General features: G+C 56.6%; 18 protein-coding genes. 13 read left to right on the plus strand and 5 right to left on the minus strand.

Going from position 1 to position 15,050, the window contains the following annotated elements; genetic code table 11:
* Positions 1-26: 26 nt before the first annotated feature.
* The gene (locus F3I21_RS03245; protein ID WP_150058302.1) at positions 27-575 is read left to right on the plus strand and encodes a hypothetical protein; all 549 of its coding nucleotides are present in this window, start codon (positions 27-29) and stop codon (positions 573-575) included.
* A gap of 24 nt (positions 576-599) precedes the next feature.
* Here F3I21_RS03245 and F3I21_RS03250 read toward each other — a convergent pair whose 3' ends face one another.
* Positions 600-806: a DUF2767 family protein gene (locus F3I21_RS03250; RefSeq protein ID WP_021506367.1), complete on the minus strand. Its 207-nt coding sequence runs from the start codon at positions 804-806 to the stop codon at positions 600-602.
* Between the two features lie 180 nt (positions 807-986).
* Between F3I21_RS03250 and F3I21_RS03255 the strand changes: the two genes are divergently transcribed.
* Positions 987-1,235 carry a DUF883 family protein gene (locus F3I21_RS03255; protein ID WP_021506368.1) on the plus strand — a complete coding sequence of 83 codons (249 nt, stop codon included), beginning with the start codon at positions 987-989 and terminating at the stop codon, positions 1,233-1,235.
* Positions 1,236-1,269: 34 nt separating this feature from the next.
* Here F3I21_RS03255 and F3I21_RS03260 read toward each other — a convergent pair whose 3' ends face one another.
* Together F3I21_RS03260 and F3I21_RS03265 are read right to left on the minus strand one after the other, a co-directional pair.
* A complete protein-coding gene (locus F3I21_RS03260) occupies positions 1,270-1,467 on the minus strand; it encodes a hypothetical protein (protein ID WP_150058304.1) in 198 nt (65 codons plus the stop codon).
* 100 nt (positions 1,468-1,567) lie between these two features.
* Positions 1,568-1,765 carry a DUF6404 family protein gene (locus F3I21_RS03265; RefSeq protein ID WP_021506369.1) on the minus strand — a complete coding sequence of 66 codons (198 nt, stop codon included), beginning with the start codon at positions 1,763-1,765 and terminating at the stop codon, positions 1,568-1,570.
* A 268-nt stretch (positions 1,766-2,033) separates the two neighbouring features.
* On the opposite strand from F3I21_RS03265, the gene F3I21_RS03270 reads away from it, so the two are divergent.
* From F3I21_RS03270 to F3I21_RS03280, 3 genes are all read left to right on the plus strand, one after another.
* On the plus strand, positions 2,034-2,216 hold the full coding sequence (locus tag F3I21_RS03270; RefSeq protein ID WP_058757609.1) for a type II toxin-antitoxin system HicA family toxin: 183 nt from the start codon (positions 2,034-2,036) through the stop codon (positions 2,214-2,216).
* A gap of 39 nt (positions 2,217-2,255) precedes the next feature.
* Positions 2,256-2,648: a type II toxin-antitoxin system HicB family antitoxin gene (locus F3I21_RS03275; protein WP_058776512.1), complete on the plus strand. Its 393-nt coding sequence runs from the start codon at positions 2,256-2,258 to the stop codon at positions 2,646-2,648.
* Positions 2,649-2,732: 84 nt separating this feature from the next.
* Positions 2,733-3,989 carry a mechanosensitive ion channel family protein gene (locus tag F3I21_RS03280; protein ID WP_021506372.1) on the plus strand — a complete coding sequence of 419 codons (1,257 nt, stop codon included), beginning with the start codon at positions 2,733-2,735 and terminating at the stop codon, positions 3,987-3,989.
* Between the two features lie 122 nt (positions 3,990-4,111).
* Here the strand turns inward: F3I21_RS03280 and icd are convergent, their stop codons facing one another.
* A complete protein-coding gene (gene icd / locus F3I21_RS03285; protein WP_010617214.1) occupies positions 4,112-5,362 on the minus strand; it encodes an NADP-dependent isocitrate dehydrogenase in 1,251 nt (416 codons plus the stop codon).
* Positions 5,363-5,463: 101 nt separating this feature from the next.
* Here icd and rluE point away from each other — a divergent pair, with 101 nt between their 5' ends.
* The 8 genes from rluE to F3I21_RS03325 all read left to right on the plus strand — a co-directional run bounded on the left by rluE (position 5,464) and on the right by F3I21_RS03325 (position 13,380).
* Entirely contained in the window at positions 5,464-6,132 is a 669-nt protein-coding gene (gene rluE / locus F3I21_RS03290; RefSeq protein WP_150058306.1) for a 23S rRNA pseudouridine(2457) synthase RluE, read from the plus strand.
* Positions 6,133-6,176: 44 nt separating this feature from the next.
* Entirely contained in the window at positions 6,177-6,650 is a 474-nt protein-coding gene (locus F3I21_RS03295; protein WP_031279253.1) for an NUDIX domain-containing protein, read from the plus strand.
* 41 nt (positions 6,651-6,691) lie between these two features.
* On the plus strand, positions 6,692-7,804 hold the full coding sequence (gene mnmA, locus F3I21_RS03300) for a tRNA 2-thiouridine(34) synthase MnmA (RefSeq protein WP_058780735.1): 1,113 nt from the start codon (positions 6,692-6,694) through the stop codon (positions 7,802-7,804).
* A gap of 34 nt (positions 7,805-7,838) precedes the next feature.
* Positions 7,839-8,480, plus strand: a complete 642-nt coding sequence (gene hflD, locus F3I21_RS03305) for a high frequency lysogenization protein HflD (RefSeq protein WP_021506376.1) — start codon at positions 7,839-7,841, stop codon at positions 8,478-8,480.
* Between the two features lie 44 nt (positions 8,481-8,524).
* A complete protein-coding gene (purB, locus tag F3I21_RS03310; protein ID WP_150058307.1) occupies positions 8,525-9,895 on the plus strand; it encodes an adenylosuccinate lyase in 1,371 nt (456 codons plus the stop codon).
* 173 nt (positions 9,896-10,068) lie between these two features.
* Positions 10,069-10,737 carry a two-component system response regulator PhoP gene (phoP, locus tag F3I21_RS03315; RefSeq protein ID WP_010617222.1) on the plus strand — a complete coding sequence of 223 codons (669 nt, stop codon included), beginning with the start codon at positions 10,069-10,071 and terminating at the stop codon, positions 10,735-10,737.
* 3 nt (positions 10,738-10,740) lie between these two features.
* A complete protein-coding gene (gene phoQ, locus F3I21_RS03320; RefSeq protein ID WP_021506378.1) occupies positions 10,741-12,201 on the plus strand; it encodes a two-component system sensor histidine kinase PhoQ in 1,461 nt (486 codons plus the stop codon).
* A 57-nt stretch (positions 12,202-12,258) separates the two neighbouring features.
* Positions 12,259-13,380 (plus strand): cupin domain-containing protein, encoded by a 1,122-nt coding sequence (locus F3I21_RS03325; RefSeq protein ID WP_058776487.1) that lies wholly within the window; start codon positions 12,259-12,261, stop codon positions 13,378-13,380.
* Positions 13,381-13,574: 194 nt separating this feature from the next.
* Here the strand turns inward: F3I21_RS03325 and pepT are convergent, their stop codons facing one another.
* The gene (gene pepT, locus F3I21_RS03330) at positions 13,575-14,801 is read right to left on the minus strand and encodes a peptidase T (RefSeq protein WP_021506380.1); all 1,227 of its coding nucleotides are present in this window, start codon (positions 14,799-14,801) and stop codon (positions 13,575-13,577) included.
* Between the last annotated feature and the right edge of the window lie 249 nt (positions 14,802-15,050).

Genomic DNA, 15,050 nt, shown 5'->3' on the forward strand with positions numbered 1-15,050 from the left:
CGTTTGTCATGCTGCGGACCTGCATTATGGAAAAGAGTCTGGACAATAACGGTTATATTGATTTCCCCTTTCCGGCCACCCGAGACGCGGATGGCTCGGTCAACCCGTGCGGTTTTGACCTGACGCTGGAAACCAATCGCATTGATGAGATCGCCGCCGGTAAACATTCTGAAAATTTGCGTCGTCTGCTGGAAGAGGTCAATCTGCAGGATGGCCTGTTTATGACGCTGGCTTGTGACTGGCAGCAGCGCGCAGACGGCGTGTGCGGCTTTCTCGATGTGGCGTTCCGCCCCACGCTGGACTGTAGCAGCGAAGAGACACAGAGCCTCGATCAGTTCTTTGAGATGTATCTGCGCCGCCAGGAGCAGCAGCACAGCATGCCGCGTGACGCGCTGGTCAACTATGCGCGCGCGGTGCTGGACTGGAGCTGGTCGCCGCTGCAGCAGCGCCATCGTCGCTATGAGAAGGTCACCATTCGCTATTACTGCCAGCAGGCGGACGATGCCGAATGGTGTTTTGATCATCTGCGCCACTTCCTGGTGAGCTGGTACCCGGCGTATCGCGACCAGCAGTGAGGGCGTCCGCGTGACGCCCTGCGCCTACGGTCGTACCAGACGAATCGCGTGCTCCAGCATACGCTGTTCATCGCGTTCGTCGTGGGCGCGATCGTGGCGCGTACGCTGCAGCAAACGGGCAATCTCCTCCCGTCTGGTTTCATGACCGCACTCGGAAAGGACAATCACCGCATCGCCAATCACCCGGCAAACTTCATCGTAATCGTCTTCATTTAGGATATCGCGTTTCATTTCTCCTCCGTTCAGTGAGCGCTGCGTGAGGTTGGTGCAGCTTAACGTGGTCCTTACCAGGTATGGACAGCAATGCCGATTCCTGCAAACCACTGTTACATCCTGAAAAGCCACCAGGTTGCCGGTCTGCACTTCTCTGTCTACGCTGAAAGAGACATTCACCACTCTCAGGGAGTCAATATGACCGATAAAGCGGAAGCAAAATTGAATGAAGCGGCGGGTGCCGTACAGGAAAAATTTGGCGAGTTCACCGGTTCACGCCGCCATCAGGCACGCGGTGCCGCGCGACGCTATCCGGCGCAGGCCAGTTATGCAGTGCAGGATGCAGCAGACTGCGTGGTGAGATCGGTACGCGACAACCCGGCGACCGGACTGGCCGTTGCCGCCAGCATCGGCGTGATTGTCGGTTTCCTGCTGGGCCGTAAATAATCCCCGGCGATCGGGGCCCGTGCGGCCCCGATACTCAATGCCGCTGCGGCACGCCGTCCCGTCGTTCCTGAATATGTTCATCCGGCGTCTCGGCGACATCAGCCGTACTGCTGTGCCCGGCAAGGTGGCGCCCATGCTGCCCCGCTATCACCACAGGACCCACCGGTAATTGTGCACTGGCCGCCAGTGATAGCAGCAATAAAAACCATCCCGTCAGTAACGTTCTTCCCATCCTGCCCGCCTTACACGCTGATTAGTGAGCGCTCAGCTTGCCGGATGTCATGCAAATTAGCGTCAGCACGACGCAAAGCTATGTCGGCAGTTGTGAATAATCAGGCCTGTGCGCGCCGCGCTTTGTAACGCGCCACCATGGTCATTAATGCCTGATAAATCAAACCAGCATACAGGCTCATGACAATCATCATGCCCGGCGTTTTGCCCTGTGCCTGCCAGGATACAAACCACATGAAAATGCCCCACAGCAGGGAAAAAATCAGCCAGCCTTTTACAAACTTGATCACACCTTGCATAGCACCTCCGGATTGATGAAGGCTGAAGATAGCGGTTCAGCCAGCAAATGGCACGCGCGCCGGTGCCGGGATGTTAACTGTTTCAAAGTTTTACGCAAACCACTATCGCAGCGGAAAAAAACCGTGGAAAACAGCGCGCAGAACACAGCATCAACGGGTGCCTGTCATGGCCGTCCCGGTTAGTTTGGCCATGACCCGCCGATGTGATGGCAGAGACCGCCTTGCATCAGTGTGTATTATGTGTATAGTTTCACCTGCAGGAAGTCCGATGAAGAGCGCGACGCTGATTAAACTGCTGCAAAAGAATGGCTGGAAGCTGGAGCGCATACGTGGCAGTCATCATCAGTTTTCGCACCCGGATTTTGCTCATCTGATCACCGTGCCGCATCCGCAGAAGGATATGAAGACAGGCACGCTGATGCAGATTCTGAAAGACGCCAGGCTGGATTGATCCATGCTGGTTTTGTACCACTTACTCAGAGGTGACATGATGCTGTTTCCCGCTTTGGTAGAGATTGACGCTGACGGCTCGGCCAGTGGTTATTTTCCGGATGTCACCGGCTGTTATTTTGCCGGTGATACGCCCGAGCAAACGCTGCAGGATGCGCAATCTGCGCTACATGCCCAATTTGAACTTATGGCGGAGAAAGGCTTGTTGATTCCGGAGCCGGCGCAGCACTGGCAGCAGGAATTTAGCCAGCCCGGCGTGTGGATCTACGTTGATATTGATGTCACCCGCTATTTGGGCAAATCCGAGCGCATCAATATCACTATGCCGCATCTTCTGATTGAGAAGATCGATAAGATGGTCAGTAATAACGCGCGCTATAGCAGCCGCAGCCATTTTCTTGCCGAGGCGGCGCGCAAAGCGCTGGTCTCGTAGCAACACTAATGCGCACGCGTCGCTTATCGTCCGTGGCCGCTTTATGTTTGAATTCCCGCCTCAACCGGCCGGCATGTGGTTAAAATGAATTACTTACGCGACATACAAACGTTTATTGAAGGCAATACGGTGCTCTCCGCCACCTTCAGCCTGCTGCTGTTACTGGTTGCCGGCATGGTCACCCATTTGATCTGCAAGTTCTTCGTGGTAAAAGTGGTGCGCCGTGTGTTCTTTAGCACGCATAAAAACCAGGTGCCGCTGGATAAAGACGTCCGGCTCTCAGAAAAGCTGTCGAATTTTATTCCGGTAATCACCGTCTATTACCTGCTGCAGTTTATGCCGGACCTGCCCGAGCATCTGCTGATCGCGGTGAAAACCATCTGCGGCATTCTGTTTTTTGTTTATCTGTCGCTGTTCTTTAACGAAGTGCTGGAGATCGTTAATAACTCCTATTCGCGTAAGTCGAAGCGTAAGAACCACTCGATAAAAGGCTATATCCAGATCGGTAAGATCCTGGTGCACATCATTTCCGCCATCATGATTCTGGCTATCATGTCGAACAAATCGCCGGTGATCATCATCTCCAGTCTGGGTGCGGTCGCGGCGGTATTGATGTTAGTGTTTCAGCACACCCTGCTGTCGCTGGTGGCCAATATTCAGGTGTCATCGAACGATGTGCTGCAGCTTGGCGACTGGATTGAAATGCCGGATAACGGCATCAGCGGTGAAGTGATTGATATCGCTCTGCATACCATTACCATCCGCAACTGGGACAATACGCTGTCGCGGATCCCGACCAAAAATTTCCTGACTGAAACCTACACCAACTGGCAGGCGATGTTCTCCTCCGGTGCGCGGCGTATCATGCGCAGCTTTCATCTCGACCAGACCTCGATTCGCTTTCTCGATCAGCAAATGGTGCAGCAGATGAGCCAGATTCGCGGCGTCAGTGAGCAGCTTTCAATCCTGATGGATGGCCGCGATAGCAGCGTGGTCGGTGACCGTTGGTTTGCGGAAAACGGCATTACCAATCTCACGGTGTTCCGTCACTATCTCACCGCCTGGCTGGCGCAGCGCGACGATATTAAAAAAGATATGTATATCGTGGTGCGCGCGATGAAACCCTCTCCCGAGGGATTGCCGGTAGAGGTTTATTGCTTTACCTCCTCGGTACTGTGGGTTGATTACGAGAATTCCCAGTCGGCGATATTTGAATTCATCTACGCCATTGTCGGTCAGTTTTCGCTGCGGATTTACCAGCATCCGGCCGGCAATGATTTCTGGCGTTTATCGCAGGCGCGTGATAGCCAGATCGGTCAGTTACAGCCTCCGGCGGAATAAAGCCACGCAGCGCACGGTCGTCATGCATGGCAAACCGGCGGTGACATGAAGTCCTTCCCGCTGCCAGCATAAAAAAAGGGAGCCCTGCGACTCCCTTTCATGTTGCATTTGCTCAGGGCAAATTACATGTTCGCGATGATCGCGTCACCAAACTCTGAACATTTCAGCAGCTTAGCGCCGTCCATCAGACGCTCAAAGTCGTAGGTCACGGTTTTGGCAGCGATTGCGCCTTCCATGCCTTTAACGATCAGGTCAGCCGCCTCGAACCACTCCAGGTGACGCAGCATCATTTCTGCAGACAGGATCACGGAACCTGGGTTCACTTTATCCTGGCCCGCATACTTCGGTGCCGTACCGTGGGTAGCTTCGAACAGTGCGCACTCGTCACCGATGTTGGCGCCCGGTGCGATACCAATGCCGCCTACCTGTGCCGCCAGGGCATCAGAAATGTAGTCACCGTTCAGGTTCATACAGGCGATAACGTCATACTCGGCTGGACGCAGCAGGATCTGCTGCAGGAAGGCGTCGGCGATCACATCTTTAACGATGATCTCTTTACCGGTGTTCGGATTTTTGAACTTCATCCACGGACCGCCATCGATCAGCTCGCCGCCGAACTCTTCTTTCACCAGCTGGTAGCCCCAGTCTTTGAAAGAGCCTTCGGTGAACTTCATGATGTTGCCTTTGTGCACCAGCGTCAGGGAATCACGGTCATTGGTGATGGTGTATTCAACCGCGGCACGCACCAAACGTTTCGTGCCCTCTTCTGAACATGGCTTCACGCCAATACCACACTGCTGCGGGAAGCGAATTTTCTTCACGCCCATCTCTTCACGCAGGAATTTGATCACTTTGTCCGCTTCCGGCGTACCGGCTTTCCACTCGATACCGGCATAGATATCTTCGGAGTTTTCGCGGAAGATCACCATGTCGGTATCTTCAGGACGTTTAACCGGGCTTGGCGTGCCTTTGTAGTAACGTACCGGACGCAGACACACGTACAGATCCAGTTCCTGGCGCAGTGCCACGTTCAGGGAACGAATACCGCCACCTACCGGGGTAGTCAGTGGGCCTTTAATGGCCACGCGGTACTCTTTGATTAAATCGAGGGTTTCCTGCGGCAGCCAGACATCCTGGCCATAGAGTTCGACGGATTTTTCGCCGGTGTAAATTTCCATCCAGGAAATTTTTCGCTCGCCGTTGTAGGCTTTCTTCACAGCGGCATCAACCACTTTCAGCATCACCGGGGAAACGTCAACCCCAATACCGTCACCTTCAATGTAGGGGATGATCGGGTTATTCGGGACATTCAGTTTGCCCTGATCCAGGGTGATTTTTTGACCTTCCGCCGGAACAACTACTTTGCTTTCCATTAACCTCTCCTTCGAGCGATTTTTTGTTAATGATTTGTAAGATGCGCGTCAATACTACTTGAATATTTCCGCCACGCCAATCACCGCAGTTTCGCGCTATAATGCGCCGATTGTTACCAACTGCAAAGCCCATGCGAAAAACTTCTCAACGAATTCACCAGCATAAGCGCCCTGCTGCCCCGGCGCGCCAGCCCGCGCGGCGTGACACGCGGCCAAAAGGTCCGCGTCGCGTCATACTCTTTAACAAACCTTTCGATGTTCTGCCGCAGTTCAGCGATGAGGCTGGCCGCCGCACGCTGAAAGATTTTGTGCCGGTGAGCGAGGTGTATGCCGCAGGCCGTCTCGACCGCGACAGCGAAGGGTTGATGATTCTGACCAACGATGGCGCATTGCAGGCGCAGCTGACGCAGCCGGGCAAGCGCACCGGCAAAATCTATTACGTTCAGGTGGAAGGCGTGCCGCAGGAATCAGATTTATCCCGCCTGCGCAGTGGCATCACCCTCAACGATGGTCCAGCGTTGCCGGCGGGCGCAGAAGTGGTGCCTGAACCCGCGTGGCTGTGGCCGCGCACCCCGCCGATTCGCGAGCGCAAAGCTATCCCCACCTGCTGGCTGAAAATCACGCTGTATGAAGGGCGCAATCGCCAGGTCCGAAGGATGACGGCGCACATTGGCTTTCCAACGTTACGCCTGATCCGTTTTGCCATGGGTGATTACCAGCTGCAGGATTTGGCACCGGGCGAATGGCGCGACATCAGCGACCGGACGTAGTTTATACATTTCGATAACGTCAGGTTAACTATTTGGGAGGAACGATGTTTAAACCTCATGTAACCGTCGCCTGTATGGTGCACGCGCAGGGCAAATTACTGGTGGTGGAAGAGCGCGTTGACGGCCGCGTTACCTGGAATCAGCCGGCCGGCCATCTTGAGGCCGATGAAACGCTGCTGGAAGCCGCGCAACGTGAGCTGTACGAAGAGACCGGCATCAGCGCGCAGCCCGACTATTTTCTCGGCGTGCAGCAGTGGATCGCCCCGGACCATACACCTTTTGTGCGTTTTCTGTTTGGCCTCGATCTGCCCGCCACCGTGACCACCACGCCACACGACAGCGATATTGACTGCTGCTGGTGGCTTTCGCCCGCGCAGATTCTCAGCGCAGAGACGCTGCGTTCGCCGCTGGTGGCCGAAAGCGTGCGGCTGTGGCAGCAGGGGGCCCGCTATCCGCTGCAGCTGATAGCGCCGTATCAGTGGCCGTTTCATGAGGGTGCGCACAACGCTTCCGCGTGATAGAATGCGCCGCCTGTTTTTATCGTAATCAAGAGTGCGTCATGTCTGACAACAGCCAGAAAAAAGTGATCGTCGGGATGTCCGGCGGCGTCGATTCTTCCGTTTCCGCCTGGTTACTGCAGCAGCAGGGCTATCAGGTTGAAGGCCTGTTCATGAAGAACTGGGAGGAAGACGATGGCGAGGAGTATTGCACCGCCGCTGACGATCTGGCTGACGCACAGGCCGTGTGTGACAAGCTCGGCATCAAACTGCACAAAATCAATTTTGCCGCTGAGTACTGGGACAACGTGTTCGAGCACTTTCTGGAAGAGTACAAGGCCGGACGCACGCCAAACCCGGATATTCTGTGTAACAAAGAGATCAAGTTCAAAGCGTTTCTCGAATTCGCTGCAGACGATCTCGGCGCAGACTACATTGCCACCGGCCACTATGTGCGCCGTGCCGATGTCGATGGCACCAGCCAGCTGCTGCGCGGTCTCGACGGCAACAAAGATCAGAGCTATTTCCTTTACACGCTCAGCCACCAGCAGATTGCACAGAGCCTGTTCCCGGTCGGCGAACTGGAGAAGCCTGAGGTGCGCCGCATCGCCGAACAGCTCGATCTGATTACGGCGAAGAAAAAAGATTCCACCGGTATTTGCTTTATCGGCGAGCGTAAATTCCGCGACTTCCTGGGTCGTTACCTGCCGGCCCAGCCGGGCGTCATCGAAACCGTTGACGGTGAAGTTGTCGGTGAACACCAGGGGCTGATGTATCACACCCTGGGTCAGCGTAAAGGGCTGGGCATCGGCGGACGCAAAGAGAGCAATGACGATCCATGGTATGTGGTCGACAAAGATGTCGCGCGCAATACGCTGATTGTCGCACAGGGCGGCGATCATCCGCGCCTGATGTCGGTGGGGCTGATAGCACAGCAGCTGCACTGGGTCGATCGCCAGCCAGTGACCGCTGCGCTACGCTGCACGGTGAAAACCCGCTATCGTCAGAGCGACATTCCCTGCGAGATCATTCCGCACGGCGACGATCGCATTGAAGTGCGTTTCGATGAGCCGGTCGCGGCCGTCACCCCGGGTCAGTCCGCGGTATTTTACCTCGGTGACGTGTGCCTTGGTGGCGGTATTATTGAACAGCGCCTGCCGCTGACAGAAGCCTGAGTCGGCACTGCCGACGCGTCTACAGGAGTGAAGCGTGGCTAAAAACTATTATGAGATAACGCTGGCGCTGGCCGGCGTTTGCCAGGCAGCCCATCTGGTGCAGCAGCTGGCACACCAGGGGCACTGCAACAACGCGGCGCTGCAGGTGTCGCTGCGCAGCCTGCTGGATTTGAACCCAGGTTCAACGCTGGCGGTGTTTGGCAATGATGAAGCCAACCTGCGCCCCGGGCTGGAAGCGCTGATGGCGGTGCTGAACAGCGGCAGCCGGCAGGGTGCCAGCGCCGATTTGACGCGTTATACCCTGAGCCTGATGGTGCTGGAGCGTAAACTGCACGGTAACAAAACCGCGCTAAACACCCTGGCGCAGCGCATCGGCCAGCTTGATCGTCAGCTGGCGCATTACGAACTGGAATCAGACACCATTACCAGCGCTATGGCCGGCATTTACGTTGATGTGATCAGCCCGCTCGGCCCGCGCATTCAGGTGACCGGCTCACCGCAGGTGCTGCAGAATTCGCAGGTGCAGAGCAAAGTTCGCGCTGCGCTGCTGGCCGGTATCCGCGCGGCGGTGCTGTGGCAGCAGGTCGGCGGCGGTCGTCTGCAGCTGATGTTTGCGCGCCAGCGTCTGCTGCGCGAAGCGAAAACCCTTTTATCCCGGCTGGGTCCGGCGTATTAAGCGCCGCCCTGCCCTATATTGTTAACGATTCAGGAGTTGCACTGATGGAATTATCCTCTCTGACCGCCGTCTCACCTGTCGATGGTCGTTACGGCGATAAAGTCAGCCCGCTGCGTGCGATTTTCAGCGAGTTCGGTTTGCTGAAATTCCGCGTTGAGGTTGAAGTTCGCTGGTTACAGAAACTGGCCGCGACTGCAGAGATCAAGGAAGTTCCTGCATTTGATGCCGACGCAAACGCTTTCCTTGATGCGATTGTCGCCGGTTTCAGCGAAGAAGATGCGGCGCGCATCAAAACCATTGAGCGCACCACCAACCATGACGTGAAAGCCGTCGAGTACTTTCTGAAAGAGAAAGTAGCCAACGTGCCGGCGCTGCACGCGGTGTCTGAGTTTATCCATTTCGCCTGCACCTCCGAAGATATCAATAACCTGTCACACGCGCTGATGCTGGAAACCGCACGACGCGACGTGATCGTGCCGTTCTGGAACCAGATCATCACCGCCGTGAAGGGCCTGGCGCAGGAGTATCGCGACATTCCGCTGCTGTCGCGCACCCACGGTCAGCCGGCAACGCCGTCCACCATGGGCAAAGAGATGGCCAACGTGGCCTACCGCATGGAACGCCAGCTGCGTCAGCTGAGCAAGATAGAAGTGCTGGGTAAAATCAACGGCGCGGTGGGCAACTACAATGCGCACATCGCCGCGTATCCGGAAGTGGACTGGCATCAGCTGAGCGAGCAGTTTGTGACCTCGCTGGGCATTAGCTGGAACCCGTACACCACGCAGATCGAGCCGCATGACTACATCGCCGAGCTGTTCGACTGCATCGCGCGCTTCAATACCATCCTGATTGATTTTGACCGCGACATTTGGGGTTACATCGCTCTGAACCATTTCAAACAGAAAACCATTGCTGGCGAAATTGGCTCTTCAACCATGCCGCACAAGGTTAACCCTATCGACTTCGAAAACTCCGAAGGGAATCTGGGGCTGGCCAATGCGGTGATGCAGCACCTGGCCAGCAAACTGCCGGTATCACGCTGGCAGCGCGATCTGACCGATTCTACCGTGCTGCGTAACCTCGGCGTCGGCGTCGGCTATGCCTTGATCGCCTATCAGGCCACGCTGAAAGGTATCTCCAAGCTGGAAGTGAACCGCGATCGCCTGCTGGATGAGCTGGATCACAACTGGGAAGTCCTGGCTGAGCCGATCCAGACCGTGATGCGCCGCTACGGCATTGAAAAGCCGTACGAGAAGCTGAAAGAGCTGACGCGCGGCAAGCGCGTGGACGCAGCCGGTATGCAGGCATTTATCGACAGCCTGGAGCTGCCGGAAGCAGAGAAAGTGCGCCTGAAGCAGATGACGCCAGCCAACTACCTCGGCCGCGCGATTCAGATGGTTGATGACCTGAAGTAATTCCTTGCTCTGAAAACTCAGGCTATGGCAAGTTGGTGTTACCTCAGTCACGCACGTCACGTGGTGGCTGAGGTTCCCCTGCCAGTGCATCACAGCAGAGTGTTAATCTGCGGTTTAGCTGGCGTAGCGTATACTTTTCGCCATCATCACTGAGTTGAAGGTAAGGAAATTCTATGCGTGTTCTGGTTGTGGAAGATAATGCCCTGCTGCGCCATCACCTCGCAGTCCAGTTACGTGACATGGGTCATCAGGTGGATGCCGCCGAAGACGCCAAAGAAGCCGACTATTTCCTGCAGGAACACATTCCCGATATCGCGCTGGTCGATCTCGGCCTGCCCGACGAAGACGGCATGTCGCTGATTCGCCGCTGGCGTGGCGATGCCATTCGTCAGCCGATTCTGGTGCTGACCGCGCGCGAAGGCTGGCAGGCGAAAGTTGAAGCGCTGGAAGCCGGTGCCGATGACTACGTGACCAAGCCGTTCCACATTGAAGAGGTCGCCGCCCGCTTACAGGCGCTGATGCGTCGCAACAGCGGACACGCCTCGCAAATTATCTCCATGCCGCCGTTCCAGGTTGACCTGTCGCGCCGCGAGCTTACGGTGAACGACGCGCCGGTCAAGCTGACCGCGTTTGAGTACACCATTGTTGAAACGCTGATCCGCAATGCCGGTAAAGTGGTCAGCAAAGACTCGCTGATGCTGCAGCTGTATCCCGATGCGGAACTGCGCGAAAGCCACACCATTGATGTACTGATGGGCCGGCTGCGTAAAAAAATTCTCGCGCTGCACCCGACCGAAGTGATCAACACCGTGCGTGGCCAGGGATACCGCTTTGATCTCTGATTTATGAAGCTGCTCCGCCGTCAGCGCCCTTTCTCTTTACGCGCGCGTTTTCTGCTTGCGACGGCGGCGATCGTGCTGTTTTTGTCGCTGTCGTATGGCATGGTGGCGGTCATTGGCTACGTCGTCAGCTTTGATAAAAATACCTATCGCGTGATGCGCGGCGAGAGCAATCTGTTCTTTACCCTCGCGCAGTGGAAAGACAACAAGCTCACCATCGCCCAGCCGGAACGCATGACGCTCAATTTCCCGACGCTGGTGTTCATCTATGACGAGCGCGGTAAGCTGCTGTGGCAGCAGCGCGACGTGCCGGAAATCCGCAAAAACATTCGCCGCGACTGGCTGATGAAGCCAGACTTTTACGAGATCGATACCAGCAATCGCACCAGTATGGCGGCGATGGGTAACAATCCGCAGGCACAGCAGCGGCTGCACGCGCTGGACAGTGACAGCAACGACACCTTCACCCACTCGGTGGCGGTCAACCGCTACGACGCGACCACCAATTTGCCGGCGCTGACCATTGTGGTGGTGGACTCGATCCCGCAGGAGCTGCAGCACTCAGACGTGGTGTGGTCGTGGTTTAGCTATGTGCTGGCAGCCAATCTGCTGCTGGTGATTCCGCTGCTGTGGCTGGCGGCACACTGGAGCCTGCGCCCGATTGGCCACCTGACTTCGCAGGTGCGCGAGCTGGAAACCGGTCACCGGGAAAATCTCGATGACAACCCGCCGCAGGAGCTGCGCAGCCTGGTGCGCAATCTCAATCTGTTGCTCACCAACGAACGGCAGCGCTACACGCGCTATCGCACCACGCTGTCGGATTTGACGCACAGCCTGAAAACGCCGCTGGCGGTGCTGCAAAGCACGCTGCGCTCGCTGCGCGGTGGCAAAGAGCTGACCATCGAACAGGCTGAGCCGGTCATGCTCGAGCAGATCAGCCGCATCTCGCAGCAGATTGGCTACTACCTGCATCGCGCCAGTATGCAGGCGGATCACAACCCGCTACAGCGCGATCTGCACTCTGTCTCGGCCCTGCTGGATAGCCTGTGTTCCGCGCTCAATAAGGTGTATCAGCGCAAGGGCGTTGAGATCACGCTGGATATTTCACCGGAGCTGACCTTTATCGGCGATCAAAATGACTTTATGGAAGTGTTGGGCAACGTGCTGGATAACGCCTGCAAATACTGCCTCGAATTTATTGAGGTCAGCGCGCGCCAGACGGAAAACGCGCTGCATCTGTTCATTGACGACGACGGCCCCGGCATTCCCGAAAGCAAGCGCGATCTGATCTTTGTGCGCGGCCAGCGTGCCGATACGCTGCGTCCCGGTCAGGGACTGGGACTGGCGGTAGTGCGTGATATTCTCGAGCAGTATGCCGGTCAGGTAATCGCCACGACCAGCCCACTCGGCGGCGCACGCATGGAGGTGATTTTTCAGCGGCAGGAAGTTGAACATCACCGCGAGTAGAACCGGGCGCGGGCTGTTATACTTGGCAGCAATTATGGCCCTAACCGGAATCCTCGCATGGACTATCAGCTCGACATCAACTGGCCCGACTTTATTCAGCGCTACTGGCAAAAACGCCCGGTGGTGCTGAAACGGGGTTTCAAAAACTTCATTGATCCGATTTCTCCGGATGAGCTGGCCGGTCTGGCAATGGAAAACGAGGTGGACAGCCGCCTCGTCAGCCACAACAACGGCAAGTGGCAGGTCAGCCATGGTCCGTTTGAAAGCTACGATCACCTGGGTGAAAGCAACTGGTCGCTGCTGGTACAGGCGGTGAACCACTGGCATGAACCTTCTGCTGCGCTGATGCGCCCGTTCCGCTTTCTGCCCGACTGGCGTATCGACGACCTGATGATCTCGTTCGCAGTGCCGGGCGGCGGCGTAGGCCCGCACTTTGATCAATACGACGTGTTTATTATTCAGGGCACTGGCCGCCGTCGCTGGCGCGTAGGCGAAAAAGTGCCGATGAAACAGCACTGCCCACATCCGGATCTGCTGCAGGTTGAACCGTTCGACGCCATCATCGATGAAGAGCTGGAACCAGGCGACATTCTGTATATTCCACCGGGTTTCCCGCATGAAGGCTATTCGCTGGAGAACGCGCTCAACTATTCAGTCGGCTTCCGCGCACCTAACGGACGCGAGCTAATCAGCGGCTTTGCGGACTACATGCTGGCGCATGAACTGGGCAGCTACCGCTTTAGCGATCCGGATGTGCCGGCGCGCGATTGTCCTTCGCAGATTCTGCCGTCGGAAGTGGAAGGGATCCGCAAGGTGATGCTGGATGTGATTAATCAGCCGGAGCAGTTCAACCAGTGGTTTGGCGAATTTATTTCCCAGTCGCGTCACGAGCTTGATGTGGCACCGCCGGAACCGCCGTATCAGCCGGATGAGATTTATGACGCGCTGCAGCAGGGTGATGCGCTGACGCGCCTCGGCGGCCTGCGCGTGCTGACGCTGGGCGACGCGGTGTACGTCAACGGTGAACGCGTCGAGTGCGCGCATCCGTCGGTTCTGGCTGCGCTGGCACACAAACACGTATTGACGCTGGAAGATTTCGGCGATGCGCTGGACGATCCTTCGCTGCTGGCTCAGCTGGCGGCACTGGTGAACAGCGGGTACTGGTTTTTTGCTGATTGAGTTGATCAGGTCCTCTGCGCCCGTTTCCCTCACCCCGGCCCTCTCCCGCCCGCGGGAGAGGGAGAAAACCGCGCGACGATTGCAGTAAAGCGCCGGCGACGGCATGGGCAAATGAAGAGCCTGATTCTCGCTCGATCGGTCCCCTCTCCCGCAGGCGGGAGAGGGTTAGGGTGAGGGCAAGCCCCGCTCCGCCCTTACTTCTTCTCCGCCGCGAGCGCGGCCAGACGCACGATCACCTCAACCGACTTCGCCATCACATTCAGCGACGCAAACTCATGTTTACCGTGGTAATTGTAGCCGCCGGTAAACAGATTCGGACATGGCAGTCCTTTCCATGAGAGCGCCGATCCGTCGGTGCCGCCGCGAATGGGCTTCACGTTCGGTTCGATACCGCAGTCGCGCATCGCCTGCAGCGCCAGCTCAATGATGTGCGGATGCGGTTCCACCTTCTCCCGCATATTGCGATAGCTGTCGCTGATCTCCACCTTGATGGAGCACTCAGCCTGCAGACCTTTACTGACGCGGCGACCAATCTCCTGCAGCAGCTGCTTACGCTGTTCGTAGCTGTCGGCATCAAAATCGCGAATCAGGTACATCAGCTCGGCGTGCTCAACCGATCCCTTAATAGTGTGCAGGTGGAAAAAGCCTTCATAGCCGTCGGTAAACTGCGGCTTCTCTTTGGCCGGCAGCTCGGCGTGGAAACGCATTGCCAGGTCCAGCGCGTTCACCATCACGTTTTTCGCACTGCCGGGATGCACGTTGTTACCGGTGATTTTGACCAGCGCCGTCGCGGCATTAAAGTTTTCGAACTCAAACTCGCCGAGATCGCTGCCGTCAACGGTATAAGCCCAGTCAGCCGCAAACCCCTCAACGTCGAAGTGCGACGTGCCGCGACCGATCTCTTCATCCGGGGTAAAGGCCACGCGAATGGCGCCGTGCGGCACATCCCCTTTGGCCAGCTCGGCCATCGCCGTCATGATCTCAGCGATACCGGCTTTATCATCAGCGCCCAGCAGCGTTTTACCGTCGGTGGTGATCAGCGTATGCCCGGTCAGCTTGTGCAGCACCGGGAACATCACCGGCGAGAGCACTTCATCTCCGTTGCCCAGCGCGATGTCACCGCCACGATAGTTTTCAATGATCTGCGGATTGACATTTTTCGCGGTGAAATCCGGCGAGGTATCCATGTGGGAAATAAAACCGATCACCGGCGTCGGCCAGTCGACGTTTGCCGGCAGAGTGCCCATCACACAGCAATGATCGCTTAAGGTGACGTCCACAAAACCCAGCGCAATAAGCTCTTCCTGTAACTGACGCGCCAGCGTCCACTGCCCTTCGCTGCTCGGCACCTGCCGCGCCTGAGGTTTTGCCTGGGTTTCTACTGCCACATAACTGAGAAAACGCTCAAGTAATTGATCCATCTGTCATCCCTCTAAAGAACCTGCATTATTATCATGGGGCCTGATTATCGCCATGTTGCGTCAAATCATTATCCTTCAGGTTAGCCCTCTCAGCCCAATCGTGCGCTGAAATTCGCCCTGCCAGCCACCCGTCCGGCTGGCCCGATGAGCATACTCCAGCAATTTGCAGACTTTTCAAGGTTATTCCGTGTCTGAACATGGCAATGGCGCATTTTTCAGGTATTATCGCGCCCTTCATCACGGCAAGCT

This window comes from Pantoea sp. B_9 (assembly GCF_008632015.1).
Lineage (GTDB): Bacteria > Pseudomonadota > Gammaproteobacteria > Enterobacterales > Enterobacteriaceae > Pantoea > Pantoea dispersa.